This is a genomic window from Streptacidiphilus sp. PAMC 29251 (assembly GCF_054208735.2).
The window spans coordinates 1500095-1524868 of record NZ_CM135725.2 but is presented as its reverse complement, the minus strand read 5'-3'; the positions used below and the strand labels follow the sequence as shown (position 1 = coordinate 1524868).

Sequence of the window (24774 nt, the reverse complement as noted above, 5' to 3'; positions counted from 1 at the left end):
CAGAACACGAGGGGTGCAGGAACCATGAGCGGGACCGCTGACCTTGCCGCACCGCCGAGCGGACCTTTGGTCCACGAGCCTTCTGTCTACGGCCCGGTGACCCGGACGGACTTCGTCCGCTACCAGGGCGCGTCCGGCGACATGAACCCGATCCACCACGACGAGGAGTTCGCCCGGGCCGCGGGGTTCCCCACGCCGTTCTCGGTGGGGATGTTCCAGGCCGGGCTGCTCGCCACCTATGCCGCGCAGTGGCTCGGCGCCGGCAATGTGCGCCGCTACCGGGTGCGCTTCAAGGAGCAGGTCTGGCCCGGCGACACCCTCACCTGCACCGGCGAGGTCGTGCGCCAGTACGAGGCCGACGGTGAGCCGCTGCTCGACGTCGAGCTCGCCTGCGCCCGCCAGTCCGGCGGGGTCGCCGTCCAGGCCTGGGCCACCTTCGTCGGGAGTCTGTGATGCGTACTCAGAAGATCGTCGTCGTCGACGGCGCCAGGACGCCGATCGGCAGTTTCGGCAAGGCGTTCAAGGATGTGCCGGCCCATCAGCTGGGTGCGGTCGCGGTCCGGGAGGCGCTGCGGCGCAGCGGTGTTGACGCGGCCGAGGTCGAGGAGGTCGTCATGGGCTGCATCGGCCAGGTCGGCCCCGACGCCTACAACGCCCGCCGGGTGGCGCTGGCCGCCGGGCTGCCCGAGAGCACCCCGGCCTACACCGTGAACCGGCTCTGCGGCAGCGGACTGCAAGCGGTGTGGTCGGCGGCGATGCAGATGAACTGGGGCGGCGCCGAGGTGACGGTGGCCGGCGGGGACGAGAGCATGTCGCGGATGCCGTTCCTGGACTTCGGGGCCCGCAGCGGCTACCGGCTCGGGGACCGGACCCTGGTGGACGGCACCGTCGGCATCCTGACCGACCCGTTCAGCAAGGAGCACATGGGGCGCACCGCCGAGGCGGTGGCCCGCCGCTACCGGGTCAGCCGGACCGAGCAGGACGAGTTCGCGGTCGAGAGCCAGCGCCGTGCCGCCTCGGACCGGGCCCGTGCGGTGTTCGCGGAGGAGATCACCCCGGTGGAGACCGGCGGCCGACGCTCGGTCACCGTCACCGAGGACGAGCACCCCAAGCCCGGCACCACCATGGAGGCCCTGGCCAAGCTGCCCCCGGCCTTCGAGGCCGGCGGGTCGGTCACCGCGGGCAACTCCTCCGGCATCAACGACGGCGCCGCCGCCCTGGTACTGGCCACCGAGCGGGCGGCGGCCGCCCGCGGCCTGTCCGGACTGGTCGCCCTGGAGGCGGTCGCCACCGCGGCGATGGAGCCGGGGCTGATGGGCTACGCACCGGTGCTGGCGCTGGACAAGCTCTTCAAGCAGACCGGCACCTCGCCGAGTGACATCGGCATCGTGGAGCTCAACGAGGCCTTCGCCGCGCAGGCGGTGGCGGTCATCCGGGACGCCGGGCTGGACCCGGCCACGACCAACCCCTACGGCGGGGCGATCGCGCTGGGGCACCCGGTGGGCGCCACCGGGGCCATTCTGACGCTGCGGGTGGCCAAGGACATGGTCCGCCGGGATCTGGAACTGGGCATCGTCACCATGTGCATCGGCGGCGGCCAAGCCCTGGCCGCGCTCTTCCGCAGGATCTGACCCAGCAAGATCCGATACCCGCCCGCAGGGCTGGCCAGAAGGCCTGCGACCATATAGTCGGACGTCCTACTACCTGCGGCTGCCGCAGGAGATCATCGACTTGGAGACACAGTGTCAGCTGATATCCCCGCGGTGCGGCCCTACCGGCCCGAGCACCCGGTCAGATTCGTCACCGCGTCCAGCCTCTTCGACGGCCATGACGCAGCGATCAACATCATGCGCCGGATCCTGCAGTCCCAGGGCGCCGAGGTGATCCACCTGGGCCACAACCGCTCGGTGCAGGAGGTGGTGGACGCCGCCCTGGAGGAGGACGTCCAGGGCGTGGCGGTCAGCTCCTACCAGGGCGGCCACATCGAGTACTTCGAGTACCTGGTGGAGCTGCTGCGCGAGCGCGGCGCCGGCCATGTCAAGGTCTTCGGCGGCGGCGGCGGGGTCATCGTCGCCGAGGAGCGCGAGCGGCTGGCCCGGGCCGGGGTGCGGATCTTCTCCCCGGAGGACGGCCAGCGGCTGGGCCTGGCCGGGATGATCAGTTCGGTGATCCAGGCCTGTGACACCGCCCCCTGGGAGCTGGACCCGGCCCGGGTCCCCGCGGTCCTGGCCGGGGGCCGGGGCGCGCTGGCCCGGCTGATCAGCGGCCTGGAGGCCGGCTCGGTGCCGGCCGCCGACCTGCGCACGATACAGAAGGCGGCCTCCGAGCGCACGGTGCCGGTGCTGGGCATCACCGGGACCGGGGGTTCCGGCAAGTCCTCGCTGACCGACGAACTGGTGCGCCGGCTGCGCACCGACCAGCGCGGCGCGCTGCGGATCGCGGTCCTGGCGGTGGACCCCACCCGGCGGCGCGGCGGCGGGGCGCTGCTGGGGGACCGGATCCGGATGAACTCCCTGGACGGGGAGGGCGTCTACTTCCGCTCCATGGCGACCCGGGGCAGCAGCGAACTCCCGGAGGGCCTGGAGGAGTCCATCGAGGCCTGCAAGGCGGCCGGCTACGACCTGGTGATCATCGAGACCCCGGGCATCGGCCAGGGCGACGCGGCGATCGTGCCCTACGCGGACGTCTCGCTGTATGTGATGACGCCCGAGTTCGGCGCGGCCTCGCAGCTGGAGAAGATCGACATGCTCGACTTCGCCGACGTGGTGGCCATCAACAAGTTCGAACGCCGGGGCGCCGCGGACGCGTTGCGCGATGTCGCGCGGCAGCTGATCCGCAACCGGGAGGCCTTCAGCTCCCGTCCCGAGGACATGCCGGTCTTCGGCACCAGCGCCGCCACCTTCAACGACGACGGCGTCACCGCGCTCTACCAGCATCTGCGCGAGCTGCTGGCCGCCAAGGGGCTGACGGTCAGTCAGGGGGCTTTGGCGGCCGTCACGGTACGCCACTCCACCGGCGCGGCGCAGATCATTCCCCCGGCGCGGGTGCGCTACCTCGCCGACATCGCCGACACGGTCCGCCGCTACCACGCCGAGACCGTCACCCAGGCTGAACAGGCGGTCCGGGTCCAGCGGCTGACGGCTGTTCAGGAGGAGCTGACGGCCGCCGGTGCGGACGGCTACGCGGTCGGCGAGCTGCTCACCGACGCCCAGGGGCGGCTGAGCCCGGAGGCCCGCAAGCAACTGGCCGACTGGCCCGGCATCGCCGACACCTACCGCGGCGACGTGATGGTCGTGCCGGTGCGCGATCGGGAGCTGCGCACCGAACTCGCCCGGCAGTCGCTGTCCGGCAGCCGGATCCCGCGCGTCGCCCTGCCGCGCCACAACGACCACGGCGCGCTGCTGCGGTTCCTGCGCGCGGAGAACCTGCCCGGGAACTTCCCTTTCACCGCCGGGGTCTTCCCGTTCAAGCGCGAGGGCGAGGACCCGGCCCGGATGTTCGCCGGCGAGGGCGACCCGCAGCGCACCAACAAGCGCTTCCACTACCTCTCCAAGGACAGCGAGGCCACCCGGCTGTCCACGGCCTTCGACTCGGTGACGCTGTACGGGCGCGACCCGCACCTGCGCCCGGACATCTACGGCAAGGTCGGCACCTCGGGGGTGTCGGTGGCGACCTTGGAGGACATGAAGGCGCTCTACGACGGTTTCGACCTGGTCTCGCCGACCACCTCGGTGTCGATGACCATCAACGGGCCTGCGCCGACCATTCTGGCGTTCTTCCTCAACACCGCGATCGACCAGCAACTGGACGCCTTCCGCGCCGAGCACGACCGCGAACCGTCCGAGGACGAGGCCCTGGCGGTCCGGGCCCGGGCGCTGGCCTCGGTGCGCGGCACCGTGCAGGCCGACATCCTCAAGGAGGACCAGGGCCAGAACACCTGCCTGTTCTCCACCGAGTTCAGCCTGCGGATGATGGCCGACATCCAGGAGTGGTTCATCGAGCAGCAGGTCCGCAACTTCTACTCGGTCTCCATCTCCGGCTACCACATCGCCGAGGCCGGGGCGAACCCGATCAGCCAGCTCGCCTTCACCCTCGCCAACGGCCTCACGTATGTCGAGGCCTACCTGGCGCGCGGGATGGACATCGACGACTTCGCCCCCAATCTGTCCTTCTTCTTCTCCAACGGCATGGACCCCGAATACACCGTGCTGGGCCGGGTCGCCCGCCGGATCTGGGCGATCGCCATGCGCGAGCGCTACGGCGCGGGGGAGCGCAGCCAGAAGCTGAAGTACCACGTGCAGACCTCGGGCCGTTCGCTGCACGCGCAGGAGATGGACTTCAACGACATCCGGACCAGCCTGCAGGCGCTGACCGCGATCTACGACAACTGCAACTCGCTGCACACCAACGCCTACGACGAGGCCGTCACCACCCCCGGCGAGGAGTCGGTGCGCCGCGCGCTGGCCATCCAGCTGATCATCAACCGGGAGTGGGGCCTGGCGATGAACGAGAACCCGCTGCAGGGCTCCTTCGTCGTCGACGAACTCACCGACCTGCTCGAAGAGGCCGTGCTGCTCGAGTTCGAGCGGATCAGCGAACGCGGCGGCGTGCTGGGCGCGATGGAGACCGGCTACCAGCGCGGCCGGATCCAGGACGAGTCGATGCTCTACGAACAGCGCAAGCACGACGGCACGCTGCCCATCATCGGCGTCAACACCTTCCTCAACCCGCACGCCGACACCGCGCAGCCCGCGGCCGTGGAACTCGCCCGCGCCACCGAACACGAGAAGCAGTCCCAGCTCAGCCGGGTCGAGGCCTTCACCACCCAGCACCACGACCAGGCTCAACAGGCGCTGGCAGACCTCAAGGACGCGGCCACCAGCGGTCGCAATGTCTTCGCCGTGCTGATGGACGCCGCCAGGGTCTGCTCGCTGCAGCAGATCACCGAGGCGTTCTTCGAAGTCGGCGGCGAGTACCGCCGCAACGTCTGATCCAAAAAGCCCCCCACTTCCGCAGCCACCGAGAGGACCCCATGACCGAGGAAGCCGGCGTCACCTACGCGGTCGAAGGACCGATCGCTCGGATCACCCTGGCCCGGCCGCAGGCCTCCAATGCGTTCGATCTCCCGGCGGCCCGGGCCCTCGCCGCCGCCGTCCGTCGGGCCGCGGACGACCCGGTCGGCGCGGTCCTGATCACCGCTCAGGGCAAGCGCTTCTGCGGCGGCGGGGACGTCGCCTCCATCGCCGGGGCGCAGGACCGGGGCGGCCATATACACGCCCTGGCAACCGAGTTGGGTGAGGCGCTGCAGAGCCTGACGGAGCTGGAGAAGCCGGTGGTCGCCGCGGTCCACGGCGCGGTGGCCGGTGCGGGACTGGCCGTGCTGCTCAGCTCGGACCTGGTCGTCGCCGACCGGTCGACCAGATTCCTGATGGCCTACGCAGGCGTCGGGCTGACCCCGGACTGCGGGGTCTCCTATCTGCTGCCCCGCGCGGTCGGCCAGCAGCGGGCGCTCGAACTCGCGCTGACCCCACGGGTGTTGTCCGCCGCGGAGGCACACGAATGGGGCCTGGTCGCCCAGGTCGTCGACGACGGGACGGCGCAGCAGAGCGCCCAGGACCTGGCGGTGCGGTTGGCGGCGGGCCCGACCTTCGCCCTGGCCCAGACCAAGCGGCTGATCCGGTCCTCCTGGGAGGTGTCCCGCCCGGACAGCCTCAGGGACGAGTCGGACACGATCGCGCGCGCGGTGACGAGTGAGAGCGCGACCGTGCTGATCGACGCCTTCACCGCCGGACCGCCCGCCGCTGCGCGGCCGCGCTGACACCGTCCCGCGCTCCGTACCGCCTGACCACCCGTCACTCAACAAGTCGCTCATCAAGGGGCAGACCCATGGCACTGACCACCCGATTCACCGAGGCCTTCGGCATCGAGCACCCGATCATCTGCGGCGGGATGACGGCCGTGGGCACCGCCGACCTGATCGCCGCCGTCGCCAACGCCGGCGCACTGGGCTTCCTGACGGCCCTGACCCAGCCGACCCCGGAGGCCCTGGAGCAGGAGATCACCCGCTGCCGGAACCTGACCGACCGGCCCTTCGGCGTCAACCTGACCATCCTGCCGAGCATCAACCCCGTCCCCTACGGCGAGTACCGGGACGCGATCATCGCGGGCGGGGTGAAGATCGTGGAGACGGCCGGACGCAGCCCGGAGGAGCATCTGCCCGCGCTGCGCGCGGCCGGTGTCAAGGTGATCCACAAGTGCGTGGCGGTCCGGCACGCGGTCAAGGCCGAGAAGCTGGGCGTCGACGCGGTCAGCATCGACGGCTTCGAGTGCGCGGGCCACCCCGGCGAGGACGACATCGGCGGGCTGGTCCTGATCCCCGCGGCGGCGGCGCGGTTGACCATCCCGGTCATCGCCAGCGGCGGCATCGCCGACGCCCGCGGCCTGGTCGCCGCACTCGCCCTGGGCGCCGACGCGGTGAACATGGGCACCCGGTTCGTGGCGACCCGCGAGGCCCCGGTGCACGAGAACGTGAAGCGCCAGATCGTCGCCAACGACGAGCGCTCCACCAGCGTGCTCTTCCGCAAGTTCCAGAACACGGCGCGGGTGGCCAGGAACGGGGTCTCCGAGGAGGTCCGCGCCATCGAGCAGCGCCAGGACAGCACCTTCGCCGACATCGCCGACCTGGTCTCCGGCAAGCGCGGCCGGAGCGAGGTACTGGGCCGGGGCGATATGGAGGGCGGTGTGTGGTGGGCCGGGCAGACACAGGGGCTGATCGACGACATCCCCAGCTGCGCCGACCTGGTGGCGCGGATCACCGGCGAGGCCGAGGAGATCATCACCGGCCGCCTGGCCTCCCTTGTGCGTCTGGGCGCTGCCGTCAGCTGACCCGCTCGGCGAGGAAGTCCTCCCAGGTGCGGGTGCCCAGGTCGGCGTCGGCGAGATTGAGGTTCTGCCCGGCCCGGTAGGAGCGGCCGGCCTTGCCGGGGATGCGGACGGGCAGCAGCGGGCGGTGCTTGCCCGCGGCCTTGAGGTAGCCGCGGGTGAGCTGGTCCATGGCGTAGACGGTGGGTCCGGCGAGTTCGGCGACGAAGCCGGTGGGGTCGGCGAGGGTGAGTTCCACGAGGCGGGTGGCGACCTCCCGGGCGTCGACGGGTTGCATGCGCAGGCCGCCCGGGTTGGGGACGACGGGCAGCTTGGCCATCTTCTCCACCATGGTGAGGGTGAGGTCGTGGAACTGGGCGGCGCGCAGCACGGTGTAGGGGATGCCGGAGTTGACGACGGCCTGTTCGGCGGCGTGCTTGGCGGCGACCCAGGCGACCGGGACGGTGTCGGCGCCGATGACGGAGATGTAGACCAGATGCGTGACCCCGGCCCGGGCGGCGGCCTCGACCAGGCGGGCGGTGGCCCGGTCGTCGCCCTTGGGGCCGCAGGCCAGGTGCAGGACGGTGCTGACTCCGGCGAGGGCGGCGTCCAGTTCCTTGGCGTCGCCGGTGAGCAGGTCGCAGCTCACATACTCGACGCCGGCGGCGGGCTGGTGGCTGTGCCGGCTGAGGACCCGGACGTCCTGGCCCGCCGCGCGCAGCAGCGGCAGCACGTGGCGGCCGAGGGTGCCGGTGCCGCCGGTGACCAGAATCGGTGACGTCGTCATGAGGATCTCCCTGTTCGGTCCGGGCCGGGGGACGTTCCCCCGGCCCTTGGCTGGGCCGTTCGCTTCGTTCTGCAGCCTTGACCCGCGGGCCCGGGGAGATGTGACAGCGGGGACCGAAGAGTTTTCGGGGAGTTTCCGGAGCCGCCTGCTCCGGCGCTATCGGAGGTGCGGGGCGATGTGATCGACGACGGTCTGCAGGAGGCGCGCGTTGTAGTCGACACCGAGTTGGTTCGGGATCGTCAGCAGCAGGGTGTCCGCGGCGGCCACTGCCGCGTCGGCGGCGAGGTCCTTGGCGATGGCGTCCGGCTCTCCGATGTAGCTGCGGCCGAACCGGGAGACCGCCCCGTCCAGGATGCCGACCTGGTCGCGGCTGTTGACTCCGCTGCCGTCGCCGAAGTAGCGGCGGTCCTCGTCGCTGGTGATCGGCAGGACACTGCGGCTGACCGAGACGCGTGGCGCGCGGGTGTGGCCGACGGAGCGCCAGGTCTCGCGGTAGAGGTCGATCTGCTCGCGCTGGAGTTGGTCGAAGGGCGTTCCGGTGTCCTCGGACAGCAGCGTGCTGCTCATCAGGTTCATCCCCTGCTCGGCGGTCCAGGCGGCGCTGGCCCGGGTCGCGGAGCCCCACCAGATCCGCTCGGTGAGGCCGGGTGAACGGGGCTCGACCGGCAGCCCGATGGAGGGTCCGTTGGCCGGGTCGGACGGGGCGACGGGACCGCCGGCGATGGCGAACCGGAACCGGTCGGTGTGACGGCGTGCCAGGTCGGCGTCGCTCGTCCCGTCGGTGGGGATGTGCCCGAATGCCTCGTAGCCGCGCAGCGCGGGCTCCTGGGACCCCCGGCTGAGGCCCAGTTGGAGCCGGCCCCCGCTGATGAGGTCCGCGGCGGCGGCCTGCTCGGCCATGGCGACGGGGTTCTCGTAGCGCATGTCGATGACGGCGGTGCCGATCTCGATCCGCTGGGTTCGTGCGGCGATCGCGGCCAACAGGGGAAAGGGCGTGGACCCTTGACGGGCGAAATGGTGCACGCGTACGGCTGCCATGCCGATGCCGATCTGTTCCGCGGCGATCGCGAGCTCGATCGTCTGCGTCAGCGCTTCGCGGGCGGTGGGTGTGTGCGAGCCGGGTACCGCTTGGTAGTGGCCGAAGGAGAGGAAGCCGAGAGTCTTCATCGTGGTGTCCTGTGTGTGGTGTTCGGTCTTCAGTGTGTGGTGTTCCGTGTGGTGTCAGGCTGGACGAGCACATGGTGGGCAGCGCGAGGCCGATCCCGACGCCCCCGACCAGCCAGCCCGGGAGGGGAGTCGGGGCGGCGGACCTGCACCGCCTCGTCCGCAGCTGCTTGCTGCTTCTGCCCCGGTGGCAGATCCACGAGGGTGTGGGCGGGCGGGTGGCTGTCAGGCATGGCTTCTCCATTCACGCGGGTCGCCCGGTAGGACAGGGGGCCCTTATGTATACGGTAACGTTTACCTATGGAAAGGTAGCACGCTGCGAGGGCTTAAGTGAACACTCGCGTATACTTAAGCAATGAGCCAGGAGCCGACCATCCGCCGCCGAGGCCGGGGCGCGCGCGAGCGCATCCTCACTGCGGCGACGACGCTGTTCGAGACGCAGGGAATCAACTCCACCGGCATGGAGCAGGTCGCAGCAGCGGCGCCCGTGTCCAAGCGCACCCTCTACGCGCACTTCCCCACCAAGGACGACCTGGTCGTGGGTTACCTGGGGCACCTCGAAGAAGCCGGACTGACTCTCGAAGGCGTTCTCGACCGCCAGGACCTCCCACCACGGGACCGGCTGCTCGCCCTTTTCGCGACCCCGGCCCCCGCGACCGCCGCCGACCCCGCCACCGCCCCCGCCCCCGGGCCGATCCGCGGCTGCCCCTTCATCGACGCCGCCGCCGAGTTCCCCGACCCGCGCAGCCCCGTCCACGCGTACGCACGGCAGCGGAAAGTCCGCTTCGCCCAGCGGCTGGCCGAGTTGGCGAGTGAGGCCGGCGCCACCGATGCCGACGTCCTGGGCGAACAGCTCGCGATCCTCTCCGACGGCGCGTCGAGCAGGGCGATGGTCCTCAACGACGCCCGCTGCACGGACCACGCCAGAGCGGCAGCCCAGGCCCTTTTCGACGCAGCCACCTCCACCCCGGCCCGCAGCGGCTAGCGGCTTCTCACGCAATGTCGGCCGGGTAACCGCGTTGCCGGGCTCAGTAGCCTTGCGGCATGACGCGCAGGGGTGGGTATCGGTGGCGGACCCGGCTGCGGCGGCGCCTGCCGTGGTTCCTGGTCGACCGTGGGATCGCCGCGAAAGGCGCCGGCGACTGTGGTGCGCACGAGTGGTACAACCAGGACGGTGTCATCGCGCGGTGCTACCACTGCGAGGTCGGCGAGCGTCCCTGGCCGGTGGCGACCCAGGACCACGCCGATCGTCGGCCGACTGCTACAGCACGTCCTGGCCCGGCCGGATCCGGTCCCTGATCTCCGGCATCGCCCGGTACCCGGCCGCCTTGTAGGTGGCGACGCCGCCGACGTTGGAGCTCAGCGTGCAGACGCGTGCGCTCGACGAGCCCATCTCCCGCAGCGCGGCCGCCGCAGCGATGGTCACCGCCGTGCCGAAGCCGCGACCGCGATGGTCCTGGTGCGCGCCCATCGGCTCGATCAGCCCCGGCTTGCCCGGTCCGGCCGACCAGACCGTCACCACCGCCGCCAGGTTGCCCTGGTCGTCGTACGCGCCCAGGCACCGGGCATCGGCGTACGGCGACCCCGTCGCCATCGCATGCCAGCGCTCAAGCGTGAAGCGCTTGTTGTTGAACGCCGATCGAACGACTTCGACGAACAGGTGGGCGTGCTCCGGTCCGATGACCTCGATGCGGACGCCGGGGACCTGCACCGGCTCCGTGAGGTCGCGAATCAGGGGCGTCCACGGTTCGTCGACCCCCCAGCCCTCCTCGGTCAGCAGATCGTGGAGCAGCAGGCCCACGGGTGCTTCGATGCCCACAGGGCCCGCCGGAAGCACGCCGCGCTCCGGGAGGATCACGTCCTCCAGCAGCCGCCGCGCCAGCTCCTCGTCCCTGAAGGCGTCCGGCGCGACCGTCATCCGCAGCACTGTGGGGCTGTCCAGCATGCCGACGGCGAGGATCCGTCCGTCGCGGCTCCAGGTCCGGATCGCCGCGGCCGTTTCCGCTGTACCGAATCGGTAGTTCCAGCCCAGGTCGCCCGAATGCAGCTGCATCGGCGCCGCCTCGTGCTGCCACTCCCGCACCGCTCCGACTGCTTCGCCGAGCTCGTCGACTCCCGGCGTGCCCAGTGCAATGGTCATAGCCCGGATCAGACACCGTGGACCGACGCACCGCAACCGATTTTCCGCGCAGCACTTGCCGGGCCGTTCAGCGCCACCTGACCTGGCGTCAGTACTGAACCTTCGCGGCCCCGGCCGCAAGCTCCCGCCGGTACCTGCGCCGGGCGAGGAGTCGGCGCACGGGGCGGACGATGGCCCAGCGGAAGGGTCGCACCAGCAGGAACATCAGGACCGGCTTCAGGATCAGTTCCCAGAGGAACTCTCTGATGATCTCCCACAGCAAGTCCGCGATCAGCTCACTCATGCCATCCCCCTCATGATCAACGCCGGCTGACCCTACCGCCACCAGCGGACACCCGGGACAGTGGGCCCCTCCTCACGGCGGCTGGCCGGGGCCACTGCGGTATCTTGTGTCGACTACTTGATACAAATGCTTGGGGGTGCACGTGTCTGCTCTGCCTGTCGCTCTGCCAGTTCTCCTGCTGCTCATAGGGGGAGTGCTGCTCGCTCTGGTCCCGGGGCGCGGACTGGTCACCGAGCTTGGCACCCGCCCCCAGGCCCGGCCGGAAGGGCCGGCTCGCTGGATCGGGCTCGGGTTGGGCGTCGTCGTCGCCGGGTGGGCGGCACGGAGCGGATCGCTCGGCAGCGGTCTGCTGCTCGCGCCGACGTCACTCGGGGTCGGCGCGGTGCTCGGGCGTTGGGCGCCGACGCCCTGACCCGGAGGCAGCAGGGAACCGTTCGTACGGCCGGACTGACGCCCCGTCGGATCCGCGACTATCTGCCGGTTCGCTTCACCGCCGTGGTCGCCGGGTTCACCGTCGTCCTGGTGGCACTGCTGGCGGCCACAACCGCGACCGGCAGCGCGGACGACGCTGGCCGGGCCGGTCGCTCGTTCGTGCGGGTCTGCGGTGCGCTGACGGAGACCCGCGGACCATGGCCCGGCTCCTACTACAGCCTTCCGCTGCTCGCCGCGCTCGGTGTCGCGACGGCGTTGTGCGGTCTCGCCCTCCATCGGACGGCGCGCCGCGCGGCCCCGGACGAACCCGGCGCCCGGGTCCTGGACGACGAGCGCCGCCGGGCCGGTATGAAAGCCGTCGTGGCTGCCTGGGGACTCCTGATGACCGGCTCGCTGACCGGGACCGGCCTCGTGGTGGAGGGCGCGATCCACAACCTCTCGTGCACGGGCGCGGTCCTGCGGACGGCCTCCTGGGTGTTGCCGCCGACGCTGGTCGGCGCCGCGGGTACCGGGCTCTACTGCCTGGTCGTGCTGTGCTCCGTCGACGGGCGTCGCCGGTGAACCCTGTCGGCATCCGGGTCGACACGGCGAGCCCGGTGCCGCCCTTCGAGCAGATCCGGGCCCAGCTCGCATGGCTCATTGAGACCGGGCGGCTTCCTGACGCCCAACGACTCCCGCCGGTCCGTCAACTCGCCGCCGATCTCGGCCTGGCGGCCGGTACCGTCGCCCGCGCGTACCGCGAGCTGGAGGCCGCCCACCTGGTGCGGACCCGGCGTGGCGCCGGCACACGGGTCTCCGCGCCGGAGGCCGGCCCGCGCAGGGACGACCCGCTGGAACGGCTCGCCCAGCAGTACATCGAGGCTGCCCGGACCCTCGGCGCGGACAACGCACAGCTGGTCGGCGCGGTGCATGAGGTACTCATGCGGCAGGCGGAGGGATGAGAGGCCGTCCGGCCTGGAAGCCGTCAGGGCGTTGGCGTGGGCGGGGCAGCCGGTGACCGTGGTCGACCCGGGTGCCTCAGCCTGCAGCCGTTCGGCGACCCAAGACAACGACCCGCGCCCGGACCATACCCAGCTGTCCCCTGACAGACTGTCGCCATGCCAGAGGACAATCTCAAGACTGTGCACCGAGAGCTCACAGAGGCTCGCGCAGAACGCGACGCACTGCGACGGGAACTCGACGACTTGAGGCTCTGGCTGTGCATAAAACTCGGCATCGTTCGGGAAGAGCCTTCTCGGCACGGGTTCACCGCCCTCAACGTTGCCACCGACCCCGAGATAGTTGAGGAAGTCCAACGCCTGCGGGACGAGTTGGCGAGACTCAAGACCACTGAGGAGGCCGATGACCGGCGATGGACAGGTATCGACGACCTGATCATGGAAAGCCGCAAGATCCACGCGCTTCAGGCCATCCGCGTCGAGTTCGGAACGAGCCTGCGCCTGGCCATAGACCTGCTCAACGAGCGACATACCCGGCTTCGCCGCCGGCACCCCGATCGCTTCAGTGAAAGCGCTGACACCTACTGGGACGGCTTCAACACCTGACGGCTGATCGCCATCGCCAAAGGAATCGACGGCAGCCGCTACAGATAGAGGGCCAGCCGAACGCGATCCCAGGCGACGGCGGCGAAGACGACCTCTACCTGGACGAGCACCCCGACGTGTCCGTCCTCCCCCTGGTCACCGCACCGAACTGCGCGCCGTCCCACGAGGCCGACCTATCAGCCGTCGCCGGTCTTACCCGGCTCGGACCCATGCGACGCTGAAAACCGCTGATCCACGGGCAATGACTCAATCAAGCCCGCACAGGTCAGCTCTTCCCAGTCGGGCCAACTTCATTGGCGGCGGACAAGAACCGACTGACAAACGGAGTCTGGCTTCACCTGCGAACCCAGGCCAGACGATGCGTCAATTTGCATTCCGAGGAAGCAGATTGACGGATCTGACATCCTGGCAGGTGGCTCGTGGCCGGCCGGGAACCCACTGCGCCCGAGCTACGTCACAGGAGGGACGCGGCGATTACAGTCCGCAGGGCGGAGGCTGATCGTCATGGTCGGCGTGCTGGGGCTGCTGACGTCCCTCGCCGTCGGCCGCGGCTCTGCCTCCAGCAAGAAGGCGGGGGCTGGCACGGGACATCGGCCAGCAGCAGCCCTCACCGGCTGCTCCGCACCCTCGCCGGCGCATACGAGTGCCCCGGCCCCGAAGGTGGTGAACATGGACGCGAGCTGGGCGGTGGAGTACCACTCCCTGGCCGACCTGAAAGGCCACGCGGACCTCGTGGTCGAGGGGCACTTCGCCGGTGTGCTCCAGCAGACGCAGGACGCGAAGGGAGTGCCCTTCACCGACTTCACCTTCGCGGTCGACAAGGTGATCCGGGATCAGGGCCACCGCGTCGCGGGACCCGGTTCGACCGTGGACGTGCACCAGACCGGCGGCCTGGTGGACAAGGTGCTGCACCAGATCGACGACGACCCGCTGTTCCAGGTCGGCGAGCACAGCGTGCTGTTCCTGACCGAGTACAAGCCCGGCTACTACCGCGTCATCGGTGGACCGACCGGGCGCTTCACGGTCAAGAACGGGACGCTCAGCCCGATCAACCAGGAAGGGGTGAAGTTCTCCGGCACCCCGGAGTCGTTCGCCTCCGCGGTCAAGGCGCAGTAGTCGGACGGGAGGGATGGTGCGTTCCCTGCTGCCGGCCCCAGTCGGGGCTGACCAGGTGTGGCGGAGCCTTGTGATCCGTCTCTCAGTCGCCCGGAGCGGCACCGGGCCGGGCGCGGTGCCGTTACGGTCGGGGCATGTCAGACAAGATCACCGGAGTGGACCGGGAGGCGCAGCGGGAGGGCCTGCGGCAGGCCTTCACGGACCCCCGTGAGTTCACCTCCTCCCCGCTGTATCGCGCGCTGAGCCGGACCGTGGCCGCCGAGGACCGGCTGCTGGACCTAGTGCGGTGACCGGGTGACTTCGCCGGGTTGGTGGGGTGTGGGACGGTGGACTGTTGGGCTTCAACTTTTCCGGCTTCGCGGAGGCGTGGTGGCAGAGCCAGTCAGGGTCCGTCGGTTATCCGACCAGGAGGGCCAGAAGCTGCAGCAGATCGTGCGGCGCGGCACCATGAACACGGTGCGCTACCGGCGCGCGATGATGCTGCTGGCCTCGGCCGGAGGCAACCGGGTCCCGGTCATCGCCCAGCTGGTGGCGGCCGACGAGGACACCGTGCGCGACGTCATCCACCGGTTCAACGAGATCGGCCTGGCCGCACTGGACCCTCAGTGGGCGGGAGGCCGTCCCCGCCAGCTCAGCCCTGACGACGAGGACTTCGTCGTCAAGACGGCCACCACCCGACCCACCCGCCTGGGCCAGCCCTTCACCCACTGGTCCTTGCGCAAACTCGCCGACTACCTGCCCACCGTCCCGGGACGGGCCATCGGCCTGCGACGCGAGGCCCTGCGATGCCTGCTCGCCCGACGCGGCGTCACCTTCCAGCGCACCAGCACCTGGAAGGAGTCCACCGATCCCCACTACGACACCAAGCTCGACCGCATCGAGTACCTGCTGGAGCACGCACCCGGGCGCGTCTTCGCGTTCGACGAGTTCGGACCGCTCGGCATCCGCCCCACCGCCGGGTCCGGCTGGGCACCGTCCGGCCGCCCGAACCGGCTGCCGGCCACCTACCACCGCACCCACGGCGTGACCTACTTCCACGGCTGCTACTCGGTGGGCACCGACACCCTGTGGGGCGTCAACCGCCGCCACAAGAGCGGCGTGAACTCCCTGGCCGCGCTCAAGTCAATCCGGGCCGCGCGACCCGACGGCGCACCGATACACGTGATCATGGACAATCTGTCCGCCCACAAGGGCACCAAGATCCGCACCTGGGCGAAGAAGTACCAGGTCGAACTGTGCTTCACCCCGACCAACGCCTCCTGGGCCGACCCGATCGAGGCCCACTTCGGGCCCCTGCGTCAGTTCACCCTGGCCAACTCCCACCACCCGAACCACACCGTCCAGACCCGGGCCCTGCACGCCTACCTGCGCTGGCGCAACACCCACGCCCGCCATCCCGACGTCCTGGCCGCCCAACGCCGCGAACGCGCCCGCATCCGCAGCGAGAAGGGCATCCGCTGGGGCGGACGCCCCCTCCTCGCCGTCGCATAGCCCACCGACCCGGCGAAGTCACCCGGTCACCGCACTAGCCGCGCTGGGCCGTCCCGGGCAGTACCCGACGTTCCTGTTCTTCGGCGCGGTCCACTACCTGCTGCTGTCGGGGGTGGAGCATCCGCTGGCGGCGTTCTTCCCCTCCGTCGCCGGGCCCGGCCGCGACGTGGCAGCGGCCGAGGAGGCGCGGCCCTCCGAGGAGGCGCGGCCCTCCGACGAGGCGCGGCCCTCCGACGAGGCCGGTCCTGCGCTGCTCGCCTTCTGCGCGCAGTACGAGAGCGAACTGGCCGCGGTGATCGGCACCCGGCTCGTGCAGACCAACCAGGTGCAGCGCGCCCTGGGCCTGCGCATCGGGCTGAGCACGATCGCGCAGCAGGTCGCCGGCCCGGTGCATCTGATCGAGGTGGGGGCCAGTGCGGGGCTGAACCTGCGCTTCGACCGCTACGGCTACACCGTGGGAGGTCGGCGCTTCGGCGATCCGGCCTCACCGGTCCAGCTCGTCGCCGAGCACCACGGCACCGGTCGGCTGCCCGATCTGGACGTGCTGCCCGGCCTGGCGAGCGTGCTGGGGGTGGATCTCAACCCGATCGACGTGCTCGACCCCGAGGCGCGGCGTTGGCTGCAGGCCCTCATCTGGCCGGAGAACCACGACCAGCGGGCCCTGCTGGCGGCCGCGCTCGAGCTGACCGCCGCCGACCCGCCCCGGATCCTGCCCGGGGACGCGATCGACGTCCTGCCCCGCCTCGCCGACAGCCTGCCGGCGGGCGAGCCGCGGGTGGTGTTCCACTCGGCCACCCGGATGCACGTCCCCGCCGATCGGCTGGCCGCCTTCGACGCCGCGATCGCCCTGCTCGGCGAGTCCGGGCCGTTGTGGTGGCTCTCCGTCGAGGACGCCCCCGATCCCGACCCCAGGCAGGCCCCCGTGCGCATCGGCGCGGCGCTGCACCTGCGCGCGCCGGACGGGCAGGAGCGCACGCTCGCCGTGGTGGAGGGCCATCTGCGCTGGGTGGAGACCTTCGCTGCCCCGCGTTCGCTGCCCCGTGAGTGACCGGCCGTCACGTCCCGATGGCCTGGTAGAAGTGGCGTGCACCGCCAGGTGAGGCTCATGCCCCGTGGTCAGCCCTGCAGGGAGGCGAGCCAGGCGGTCAGGAGACGGTTGACCTCCTCGGGGCGCTCCTGCTGGACCCAGTGGCCGCAGCCGTCCAGGAGATGGGAGGAGACCAGGCCGGGGAGGGTGGCCGGGTAGGCGTCGATCGCGTCGGCCAGCCAGGTGGTGGAGGCGTCCAGGGCGCCGCCGATGAACAGGGACGGCTGCTTGATCGGGGCGCCGTTGTACGGGGCGAGGTCCTCCCAGTCGCGGTCCATGCTGCGGTAGCGGTTGAGGGCGCCGGTCAGGCCGGTGCGCTCGAACTCCCCGGCGTAGACGTCGAGGTCCTCCTCGGTCAGCCAGCCGGGCAGCCTGCCGCTGGGGAAGCGGTCGCGCAGCCTCCCGTCGTCCCGGCTCACGAAGTGCGGGTCGGGCGCGCCCGGGGCCGGCATGGTGTCGGCGGACAGGGCCGCGTAGATGCCCGCGAGCCAGCCCCGGACGTCGGGCTCGATCTCGGCCTCGGCGCGGCCGGGCTGCTGGAAGTAGGAGACGTAGAACTCCTGCTCGGGGCCGCCGATCCGACTGAGAACGTCGGTGGGGCGGGGGCCGCCGGGCGGCGTGTAGGGGACGCTGAGCAGTGCGACGGCGCGGAAGACCTCCGGGTGGAGCAGGGCGGAGGTCGCTGCGATGGGGGAGCCCCAGTCGTGTCCGACGATCACCGCTGTCTCCTCGCCCAGGGCGCGCACGAGTGCGACGTTGTCCTGCACCAGGTCGAGCATCCGGTAGGCGTCCGTCGCGGCCGGCTTGGAGGAGCGGCCGTAGCCGCGCACGTCGAGGGCGACGGCCCGGTACCCCGCCGCCGCGAGGGCCGGGAGTTGGTGGCGCCAGGAGTACCAGGACTCGGGGAAGCCGTGGACGAGCAGGACCAGTGGTCCGGTGCCCTGCTCGACCAGGTGCAGGCGTCCGGCGGGTGCCTCGACGGTGCGGTGGCGCAGGTCGGCGGCGGACACGGACGGATCGGGCTGGCGCATGGGCTTCTCCTGGGTTCACGGGTGGCCGCGGTTACCCACCGATCATGCGACGCGGCGGCCGCCCGACGCGATCCTTCTTGCCATTCTGGCAAACTTGCAGGACAGGATGATGGAGGCGGCACGGCCGCAGGGAGCGGGGCGAGGATGGCGGTGACGATGACGGACGACGCCGTGGCCGACACAATGGCGGCGATGGGCCCCCGGCTGCGGGCCGCGCGCGAGCAGCGGGGCATCACGCTCACCGGCGTCAGCCGCACCACCGGCATCTCGCTGAGCACGCTGTCGCGGATCGAGACCGGTCGACGCAAGCCGACCCTGGAGGTGCTGCTGCGGCTGGCGCAGGCCTACGACGCCCCGCTGGCCGAGCTGACCGGCACCGGCACCGATGTCGGCACCGGCACCGGCACGGACGCCGCTTTCGCCGCGGCGGCCGGTCCGCGTCCCTCCGCGCCGCGGCGTTCCGGTGACGACAAGGCGGTGCTGCCGCTGACCCGGTACGTCGGGGGCCTGCACGCCCACAAGCACGTCCTGCCCGCCGTCGACGAACCGCCGGCGCGGCCGCGGCAGGTCTCCCACGACGGGTACGAATGGCTGTGCGTCCTGTACGGGCGGCTGTGGCTGGCACTCGGCGAGCAGGATCTCGTCCTGACCGCCGGGGACGTCGCCGAGTTCGACACCCGCACCGCCCACGGAGTCGCGAACGCCGGCCCCGGTGGACCGGTCGAATACCTGATCATGTTCGGACCGCAGGGCGAGCGCCTCCGCTCACGCACCCATCCCGCAGCCGACCGCGGCGGCCGGCGGAACCTACAATCGCCGGACGAGTAGGTGGGGGAGGGCGCAGTGGGGTACTTCGAGGGCTTCGACATGGCCGGGTTCTGGGACGACTCCGCCTACGCGTCGGAGCAGTTCGTTGAGGAGGCGCCGCCCTCGCCGGAGCTGATCGCGTCGTTGGAGGAGGAACTCGGCGGATACCGTCTGCCCGACTCCTACATCGCGCTGATGACCGCGCACAACGGCGGCGTTCCGTCCCGGGTCTGCTTCCCTATGACGGAGGCGACCCCCTGGGCCGAGGACTACATCGAGATCAACGGCATCCGGGGCGTCGGGCGTACCCGGCCGCAATCGCTCGGCGGCGAGTTCGGCAGCCTGTTCTGGATCGACAGGTGGGAGTACCCCGACATTGGCGTCTACTTCGCCGACACCCCCTCAGCCGGCCACGACCTGCTCGCCCTCGACTACCGCGCGTGCGGCAGACGCGGTGAACCGACCGTGGTGCACGTCGACCAGGAGCGTGACTTCGCGATCACCTTGGTCGCGGAGAACTTCGAGGCGTTCGTCACGGGCCTGGTCGACGAGTCCGTCTACGACACCTCGGAGCAGGACCGGCTCGCCGCCCTGGCCACGGTGCGCGACGGCAGCTTCTCCCCGGTCCTGCTGCGGGCCTTCAGCGAGGTCGCGGACGTCCTGCCGGACGCGGACCGCCGCATGCGGGCGCTCGCGGAGGCCGTCGTGCGCGACAAGGGCTACTTCGCCCTGCATGCCGACGCGCGCGTTCGGTGCTGATGTACGACTACCTGTTCTGGCTGTTCACCAGCTACAACCAGGTCAATGCCTTCGAACGGTATGTCAGGACGCCCTCGCAGCATCAGCGTTCCTACGCACGGCCGGACTACGAGCTCATGATCTCCTTCGGCCTCGAGTCCGAGCAGTACGGCTTCCGCACCGGCGGATACGCCCCCGCCTTCCTCGAAGACTGGTGGAACTCCCGAACCACCTCGGGCCGCATCACCGAGACCGCCGACGGCTACCGATTGACCGACGTCGCCACCGCCGCGCTGCTCGATGACCTCCCCACCGTGTCCGGGGAGGACGGGTAGCAGTGCCGGCGCAGGACGTTCACTGAGGCGCTGCCGTCGATCCCACCGCGGTCGCGGTTGACGTCGCGGCTGCGTACCTCGGTCGGGGAAGCGGTCGCCGACCGCGGACGGCCGGTGGTGCGGGCCGCGCGCGACGCTGGTGGTCGACCGGTTCCACGTCGCGCAGCTGGCCACAGACGCCGTTCATATTTAGAGCTCGCGCAGATAGGCGGAGTAGAGCGCCCCGGTGGCAGAACAGGCACAGGATTTCGCGATCATGGAGTTGCGACGCTCTGTGACCATCGGGGAGACCTGTGCCTGCACTGCCATCATGGCTGACAGACCCACTCTGGGACCAATTCTCTGCGCTCCTGCCGAAGCGGCCGCTTTACGATCCGGACCACCCGCTGGGCTGCCACCGCCCTCGGATCAGCGACCGGATCGTGTTCGACAAGCTGCTCCAACTCCTGCGGTTCGGTTGCTCCTACGAAGCCATAGCCGACACGACCTGCTCGGCCACCACAATCCGCAATCGCCGCAACGAGTGGATCCGACTCGGTGTCTTCGCCCGCCTCAAGCACATCGTCCTGGAAGCCTACGACCGGATCGTGGGCCTCGTGCTGGACCAGATCGCTATCGACGGATCGATCACCAAGGCACCCGGCGGCGGCCAGGCAGCCGGGCGCTCCCCGGTCGATCGAGGCAAACAGGGCCTGAAACGATCCGGTATGACGGATGGTTACGGAATCCCGCTGGGACGCGTCCTGGCCGGAGCCAACTGCCACGACTCCCCACTGCTCGCCCCGACACTCGACCTCTTGGACGACCTGGGCCCGCTGCCCGATGACATCACGGTGCATCTGGACGCCGGCTACGACTCAGCCACGACGCGCACCTCCCTCGCCGAACGCGGCCTGCACGGCCAGATCGCCCGCAAGGGTGTAAAAGCACCCATCCAGGCAAGTCAGCGCTGGCACGTCGAGCGCACGCACGCCTGGCAGAACGCCTTCCACCGGCTCGCCCGCTGCTACGAACGTCGGGCCATCGTGATCGACGCATTCTTTGACCTCGCAGACGCGATCATCACCGTCCGCAGCCTGATCCGCCGGGCCTGGACCACCCATCGCTGGGACGACCGCCCGAGGCGCCGCCCATGAACCCCGCCTGTCGGTGCGGCCTGCTACGCGGAGACTGCTCCTGGCGACCGGCAACCCGGATCAGGCAAACCTAAAATGACGACGGCGACGTCTTGCCCCTGTGGTTCAGGCGACACGGGTGTCGTGGGTCTCGCGGTTGGCGAGCACATCGTCCATGTTCTCTTCGGCCCAGGTCTTGAGGCCGCGCATCATTTCGTGCAGCGACAGGCCGAGATCCGTCAGCTCGTAGGCGACCGTGACCGGCACGGTCGGCGTCGCGGTGCGGGTGATCAAACCGTCGCGCTCCAGGGAGCGCAGCGTCTGGGTGAGCATCTTCGGGCTGACGCCGACCAGCAGGCGCAACAGCTCCGAGTAGCGCATCGACCGGGGCTCGCCGGAGCAGTCGGCGCCTGGCTGATGCGAGCCGCCGCCGCTGCCGAGCGCGGCCAGGATCAGCGTGACCCACTTGTCGGAGAGCCGGTCGAGCAGCTTGCGGCTGGGGCAGACCGCCAGGAAGGCGTCGTACTCCACCTTGGCCTGTGCCCTCTGCTGGACCGCCGTCATCGTTGCCATGGGCCGCTCCTGTCACCTGCGGGTGCCTTACGCACTCCGAAGTACCTACTTCCCAGCAGGAAGCTACATGTCAATGATGGGGCAAGACGCCGTTAGGAACCACCCCCTGTCTCAACACGAAAGGCACACCATGAGCACCCCCTCCGTCTCCCTTCCCGGCGGCACCTGGCCCCTGGGCGACCTGACCGTCACCCGGTTCGGCTACGGCGCCATGCAGCTCGCCGGCCCCTGGGTCATGGGGCCGCCGGCCGACCGCGACGGCGCACTCGCCGTCCTGCGCGAGGCCGTTGACCTCGGCATCACCCACATCGACACCGCCGACGCCTACGGGCCGCACGTCACCAACCAGCTGATCCGCGAAGCGCTGCACCCGTACCGTGACGCGCTGCACATCGTGACCAAGGTCGGTGCGACCAGGGACGAAGAGGGAGGCTGGCCCCCGGCCCGACGGCCCGAAGAGCTGCGCCGGGCCGTCCAGGAGAACCTGGAGAACCTCGGCCTCAACGCGCTGGATGTGGTCAACCTGCGATTCGGCGACGCCCAGGGCCCCGTGGCCGGTTCGCTCGCCGAGGCGTTCGAGGCGCTCGTCGAACTCCAGCAGCAGGGTCTGATCCGGCACCTCGGCGTGAGCAACGCGACGGTGGAACAGGTAGCCGAGGCGCAGGCGATCGCGCCGATCGCGTGCGTGCAGAACATGTACAACCTCGCCCACCGCCACGACGACCAGCTGATCGACGAGCTCGCCGAGCAGGGCATCGCCTACGTGCCCTTCTTCCCCCTCGGTGGCTTCAGCCCGCTGCAGTCCTCGGCGCTCACGGCCGTGGCCGACCGACTGGACGCGACACCGATGTCGGTCGCCCTGGCCTGGCTGCTGCAGCGGTCGCCGAACATCCTGCTGATCCCCGGCACCTCGTCGGTGGCGCACCTGCGCGAGAACATCGCGGGCGCAGGACTCTCGCTCTCCGACGAGGATCTCGTCGAGCTGGCCAAGATCGGCCGATAGCCCCACGGAACTTCCCAGTGGATGGGCCGGATCGACCCTCCGCCGCTCGGGCAGCAGCGCCGCGAATTGGTCCCACAACGGGTCGGTCAGCGATGTTGGAAGGACGGGCACAGGTCTCCCCCATGGTCACAGAGTGTCGCAACTCCATGATCACTGGCACCCATGCCCGCCTTCTCGCCGAGGCCCCCACAGCGCCTATATGCGCGAGCTCTAACGCGAACGCGTTGTAAGTCAAGTGTCGCCGAACCCTGACCGAGAGATGCATAAGGGATTCATATAAATCTGTTATGCTTCTGGCATGAGTCACCGAGACGCCGCGCACGGCGCTTCCGATGCCATCGGGTCCGCTCTCTACGGTCTGGCCACCAGGGCGGTGAGACGTCTTCCCCGCGACATGAGCCTGACGTCCGCCGCCACCTTGGCGACCCTGGACAAGACCGGTCCGCGACGGATCACCGATCTGGCGGTGGCCGAGGGCGTCACCCAGCCCGCGATCACTGTCCTGGTCCGGGTGATGGAGGAAGCCGGGCTGGTCGAGCGGAGGGGCGATCCGGCCGACAAGCGGGTCACGCTGGTGTGCCTGACCGAGGCCGGCGCGTCCTACGTCCGGACGCGACGCCAGGCGGGCGTCGACGCGTACGCGCGGTTGATCGACGAACTCACCGGTGACGAGGTCCAGGCCTTGGCAGCAGCCCTTCCGGCGCTGCTGCATCTGGCGGAGCTCGAAAGCCACGCCCGAGAGGACTCGGACCGGTGACCGCGGCCCAGGCCCATGACCAGCCCACGAGCACGGCCCTGATACGTTCCGAGGCACCTCTGCTGGTCCCCGCCCTGATGTTCATCGCCCTGGTCGTGGCGGCGGTCGCCAGCCTGGGGACCCCGCTCATCACCAGCGTGGCGACCACGTTCCACGTCTCCCTCGACAGCGCGCAGTGGACCCTGACCATCGCCCTGCTCAGCGGCGCCGTCGCCACACCCGTCCTCGGCAGGCTCGGAGCCGGTCCGCACCGGCGGACCACGATTCTCGCCACGCTGGCGGTCGTCGTCGCCGGCAGCGCGCTCACCGTGCTGCCGCTGCCGTTCGCCTGGCTGCTCGTGGGCAGAGCGGCCCAAGGCGTCGGACTCGCTCTCACGGCGCTGATGATGGGCGTGGCCCGCGACCATCTTCCCGAGGAGCGCAGCGCGGCCACGATCGCCCTGATCTCAGTGGTCTCCATCATCGGAGCCGGCGTCGGCTACCCGCTGGCCGCGCTGCTCGCCGAGTTCGGCGGACTGCGGGCCGCCTACGGCCTCGGCCTGCTCGTCACCGCCCTCGCCTTCGTGACCGCGTGGCGCTCCATGCCCGCAGCTCCCGAAGGCCGCTCCGCTCACGTGAACGTGGCCAGTGCGCTCGTCCTGGCGGGTGGACTGGGCCTCGTCCTGTTCCTGGCCGGGGAGAGCAGCCTGTGGAGCCGACACCTCGCCGTAGCGGTGACCCTTGCCGTCGCCGCCGTACTCCTGCTCTGCGTCTGGACCGTTTCCGAACTGCGAACCAAGACGCCCCTGGTCGACGTCCGGGCGGTACGGCACCCGGCGGTCGCCGGGGCGAACATCGCCATGTTCGTCGGCGGGATCGGCATGTACCTCCTGCTCACGCTGATCACCCGCTACGCGCAGACGCCGCACAGCGCCGGCTACGGCTTCGGACTGACCACCTTCGTGGCGGGGCTGGTCCTCATCCCGTTCTCCGTGCTGGGGTTCGTCGCCGGCAAGCTCACGCCGCGGGTCCGGACGCGGATCGAGGGCCCCCTGCTCCTGGCCGGCAGCGCCGCCATCGTCGGCGGCGGGTTCGTCCTGTTCGCCACCGCCCGGTCCGACCTGGCCGAACTGCTCACGGCCATGGGCGTGCTGGGCTTCGGCGTCGGCAGCTTCTCGGCCGCCATGCCCGGCGTCATCCTGGCCGTCACCCCCACGAGCGAGACCTCGAGCGCCATGAGCTTCAACTACGTCGTCCGCAGCGTCGGGTACTCCCTGGGCAGCGCCATCGGCGGTCTGGTCCTGGCCGCCGGCACCGCCACGGGCCGCCTCTTCCCGAACGACGGCGCCTACACGACCGCGGCGCTGGTCGGCGTCGGCGCGATGGCGATCACGACGATGGCCGGCCTCGCCCTCGCCCGCCGACGCTCACCCGAGACCGCACCGATCACAGCCCCAGCCGGTGTGCCGGGCCCGGGCCGGTCGAGTCGAACCGGAAGCTGAGGATCGAAGCCGTCCGACTTCGACGCCGT

General features: G+C 70.5%; 26 protein-coding genes and 1 pseudogene. 20 read left to right on the top strand and 7 right to left on the bottom strand.

Going from position 1 to position 24774, the window contains the following annotated elements; translation table 11 throughout:
• Positions 1-24: 24 nt before the first annotated feature.
• The 5 genes from ACXKR8_RS07220 (at position 25) to ACXKR8_RS07200 (ending at position 6885) form a co-directional block, all read left to right on the top strand.
• On the top strand, positions 25-453 hold the full coding sequence (locus ACXKR8_RS07220; RefSeq protein WP_458272057.1) for a MaoC/PaaZ C-terminal domain-containing protein: 429 nt from the start codon (positions 25-27) through the stop codon (positions 451-453).
• Positions 453-1631, top strand: coding sequence for a thiolase family protein (locus ACXKR8_RS07215; RefSeq protein WP_458272056.1), 1179 nt, complete (start codon positions 453-455; stop codon positions 1629-1631). The genes ACXKR8_RS07220 and ACXKR8_RS07215 overlap by 1 nt, the downstream gene beginning before the upstream one ends.
• 111 nt (positions 1632-1742) lie before the next feature.
• Positions 1743-4991, top strand: a complete 3249-nt coding sequence (gene icmF, locus ACXKR8_RS07210) for a fused isobutyryl-CoA mutase/GTPase IcmF (RefSeq protein ID WP_458272055.1) — start codon at positions 1743-1745, stop codon at positions 4989-4991.
• Positions 4992-5032: 41 nt separating this feature from the next.
• Positions 5033-5818: an enoyl-CoA hydratase/isomerase family protein gene (locus tag ACXKR8_RS07205; protein ID WP_458272054.1), complete on the top strand. Its 786-nt coding sequence runs from the start codon at positions 5033-5035 to the stop codon at positions 5816-5818.
• Between the two features lie 68 nt (positions 5819-5886).
• A complete protein-coding gene (locus ACXKR8_RS07200) occupies positions 5887-6885 on the top strand; it encodes an NAD(P)H-dependent flavin oxidoreductase (RefSeq protein WP_458272053.1) in 999 nt (332 codons plus the stop codon).
• On the opposite strand, the gene ACXKR8_RS07195 is transcribed toward ACXKR8_RS07200, so the two are convergent.
• The gene (locus ACXKR8_RS07195) at positions 6878-7648 is read right to left on the bottom strand and encodes an SDR family oxidoreductase (RefSeq protein ID WP_458272052.1); all 771 of its coding nucleotides are present in this window, start codon (positions 7646-7648) and stop codon (positions 6878-6880) included. The genes ACXKR8_RS07200 and ACXKR8_RS07195 overlap by 8 nt on opposite strands.
• A gap of 156 nt (positions 7649-7804) precedes the next feature.
• Entirely contained in the window at positions 7805-8815 is a 1011-nt protein-coding gene (locus ACXKR8_RS07190) for an LLM class flavin-dependent oxidoreductase (RefSeq protein ID WP_458272051.1), read from the bottom strand.
• 352 nt (positions 8816-9167) lie between these two features.
• Between ACXKR8_RS07190 and ACXKR8_RS07185 the strand changes: the two genes are divergently transcribed.
• Positions 9168-9797, top strand: a complete 630-nt coding sequence (locus ACXKR8_RS07185) for a TetR/AcrR family transcriptional regulator (RefSeq protein ID WP_458272050.1) — start codon at positions 9168-9170, stop codon at positions 9795-9797.
• Between the two features lie 276 nt (positions 9798-10073).
• On the opposite strand, the gene ACXKR8_RS07180 is transcribed toward ACXKR8_RS07185, so the two are convergent.
• Together ACXKR8_RS07180 and ACXKR8_RS07175 are read right to left on the bottom strand one after the other, a co-directional pair.
• Positions 10074-10952 (bottom strand): GNAT family N-acetyltransferase, encoded by an 879-nt coding sequence (locus tag ACXKR8_RS07180; protein ID WP_458272049.1) that lies wholly within the window; start codon positions 10950-10952, stop codon positions 10074-10076.
• Positions 10953-11040: 88 nt separating this feature from the next.
• Positions 11041-11235, bottom strand: a complete 195-nt coding sequence (locus tag ACXKR8_RS07175) for a hypothetical protein (RefSeq protein ID WP_458272048.1) — start codon at positions 11233-11235, stop codon at positions 11041-11043.
• 393 nt (positions 11236-11628) lie between these two features.
• Between ACXKR8_RS07175 and ACXKR8_RS07170 the strand changes: the two genes are divergently transcribed.
• From ACXKR8_RS07170 to ACXKR8_RS07140, 7 genes are all read left to right on the top strand, one after another.
• Positions 11629-12228 (top strand): hypothetical protein, encoded by a 600-nt coding sequence (locus ACXKR8_RS07170; protein WP_462100378.1) that lies wholly within the window; start codon positions 11629-11631, stop codon positions 12226-12228.
• On the top strand, positions 12225-12608 hold the full coding sequence (locus tag ACXKR8_RS07165) for a GntR family transcriptional regulator (protein ID WP_458272046.1): 384 nt from the start codon (positions 12225-12227) through the stop codon (positions 12606-12608). Before ACXKR8_RS07170 ends, ACXKR8_RS07165 begins: the two co-directional genes overlap by 4 nt.
• Before the next feature lie 156 nt (positions 12609-12764).
• Complete coding sequence (locus ACXKR8_RS07160; RefSeq protein ID WP_458272045.1) at positions 12765-13211, top strand: hypothetical protein; 447 nt, start codon at positions 12765-12767, stop codon at positions 13209-13211.
• 669 nt (positions 13212-13880) lie between these two features.
• Positions 13881-14327, top strand: coding sequence for a hypothetical protein (locus tag ACXKR8_RS07155; RefSeq protein WP_458272044.1), 447 nt, complete (start codon positions 13881-13883; stop codon positions 14325-14327).
• Between the two features lie 134 nt (positions 14328-14461).
• On the top strand, positions 14462-14617 hold the full coding sequence (locus ACXKR8_RS07150) for a hypothetical protein (protein WP_458272043.1): 156 nt from the start codon (positions 14462-14464) through the stop codon (positions 14615-14617).
• Positions 14618-14696: 79 nt separating this feature from the next.
• Positions 14697-15818 (top strand): IS630 family transposase, encoded by a 1122-nt coding sequence (locus ACXKR8_RS07145; RefSeq protein WP_458269181.1) that lies wholly within the window; start codon positions 14697-14699, stop codon positions 15816-15818.
• Positions 15819-15930: 112 nt separating this feature from the next.
• Positions 15931-16866 carry a DUF2332 domain-containing protein gene (locus ACXKR8_RS07140; RefSeq protein WP_458272042.1) on the top strand — a complete coding sequence of 312 codons (936 nt, stop codon included), beginning with the start codon at positions 15931-15933 and terminating at the stop codon, positions 16864-16866.
• A gap of 68 nt (positions 16867-16934) precedes the next feature.
• Here ACXKR8_RS07140 and ACXKR8_RS07135 read toward each other — a convergent pair whose 3' ends face one another.
• Positions 16935-17936 carry an alpha/beta fold hydrolase gene (locus tag ACXKR8_RS07135; protein WP_458272041.1) on the bottom strand — a complete coding sequence of 334 codons (1002 nt, stop codon included), beginning with the start codon at positions 17934-17936 and terminating at the stop codon, positions 16935-16937.
• Between the two features lie 156 nt (positions 17937-18092).
• Between ACXKR8_RS07135 and ACXKR8_RS07130 the strand changes: the two genes are divergently transcribed.
• The 4 genes from ACXKR8_RS07130 (at position 18093) to ACXKR8_RS07115 (ending at position 20952) form a co-directional block, all read left to right on the top strand.
• Positions 18093-18764: a helix-turn-helix domain-containing protein gene (locus tag ACXKR8_RS07130; protein ID WP_458272040.1), complete on the top strand. Its 672-nt coding sequence runs from the start codon at positions 18093-18095 to the stop codon at positions 18762-18764.
• 15 nt (positions 18765-18779) lie between these two features.
• Complete coding sequence (locus ACXKR8_RS07125) at positions 18780-19502, top strand: SMI1/KNR4 family protein (protein ID WP_462100377.1); 723 nt, start codon at positions 18780-18782, stop codon at positions 19500-19502.
• Positions 19496-19816 carry a hypothetical protein gene (locus ACXKR8_RS07120; protein WP_462100376.1) on the top strand — a complete coding sequence of 107 codons (321 nt, stop codon included), beginning with the start codon at positions 19496-19498 and terminating at the stop codon, positions 19814-19816. Before ACXKR8_RS07125 ends, ACXKR8_RS07120 begins: the two co-directional genes overlap by 7 nt.
• Before the next feature lie 293 nt (positions 19817-20109).
• Entirely contained in the window at positions 20110-20952 is an 843-nt protein-coding gene (locus ACXKR8_RS07115; protein WP_458272038.1) for an IS5 family transposase, read from the top strand.
• Positions 20953-21057: 105 nt separating this feature from the next.
• Here ACXKR8_RS07115 and ACXKR8_RS07110 read toward each other — a convergent pair whose 3' ends face one another.
• Positions 21058-21504, bottom strand: coding sequence for a winged helix-turn-helix transcriptional regulator (locus ACXKR8_RS07110; protein WP_458272037.1), 447 nt, complete (start codon positions 21502-21504; stop codon positions 21058-21060).
• A gap of 130 nt (positions 21505-21634) precedes the next feature.
• Here ACXKR8_RS07110 and ACXKR8_RS07105 point away from each other — a divergent pair, with 130 nt between their 5' ends.
• Positions 21635-22507 carry an aldo/keto reductase family oxidoreductase gene (locus ACXKR8_RS07105; RefSeq protein WP_458272036.1) on the top strand — a complete coding sequence of 291 codons (873 nt, stop codon included), beginning with the start codon at positions 21635-21637 and terminating at the stop codon, positions 22505-22507.
• Between the two features lie 12 nt (positions 22508-22519).
• Here ACXKR8_RS07105 and ACXKR8_RS07100 read toward each other — a convergent pair.
• Positions 22520-22618, bottom strand: a pseudogene (locus ACXKR8_RS07100) (IS5/IS1182 family transposase); the annotation flags it as partial.
• 187 nt (positions 22619-22805) lie between these two features.
• On the opposite strand from ACXKR8_RS07100, the gene ACXKR8_RS07095 reads away from it, so the two are divergent.
• Together ACXKR8_RS07095 and ACXKR8_RS07090 are read left to right on the top strand one after the other, a co-directional pair.
• The gene (locus ACXKR8_RS07095) at positions 22806-23264 is read left to right on the top strand and encodes a MarR family winged helix-turn-helix transcriptional regulator (protein ID WP_458272035.1); all 459 of its coding nucleotides are present in this window, start codon (positions 22806-22808) and stop codon (positions 23262-23264) included.
• 77 nt (positions 23265-23341) lie between these two features.
• A complete protein-coding gene (locus ACXKR8_RS07090) occupies positions 23342-24745 on the top strand; it encodes an MFS transporter (RefSeq protein ID WP_458274917.1) in 1404 nt (467 codons plus the stop codon).
• The last annotated feature ends 29 nt before the right edge of the window (positions 24746-24774 follow it).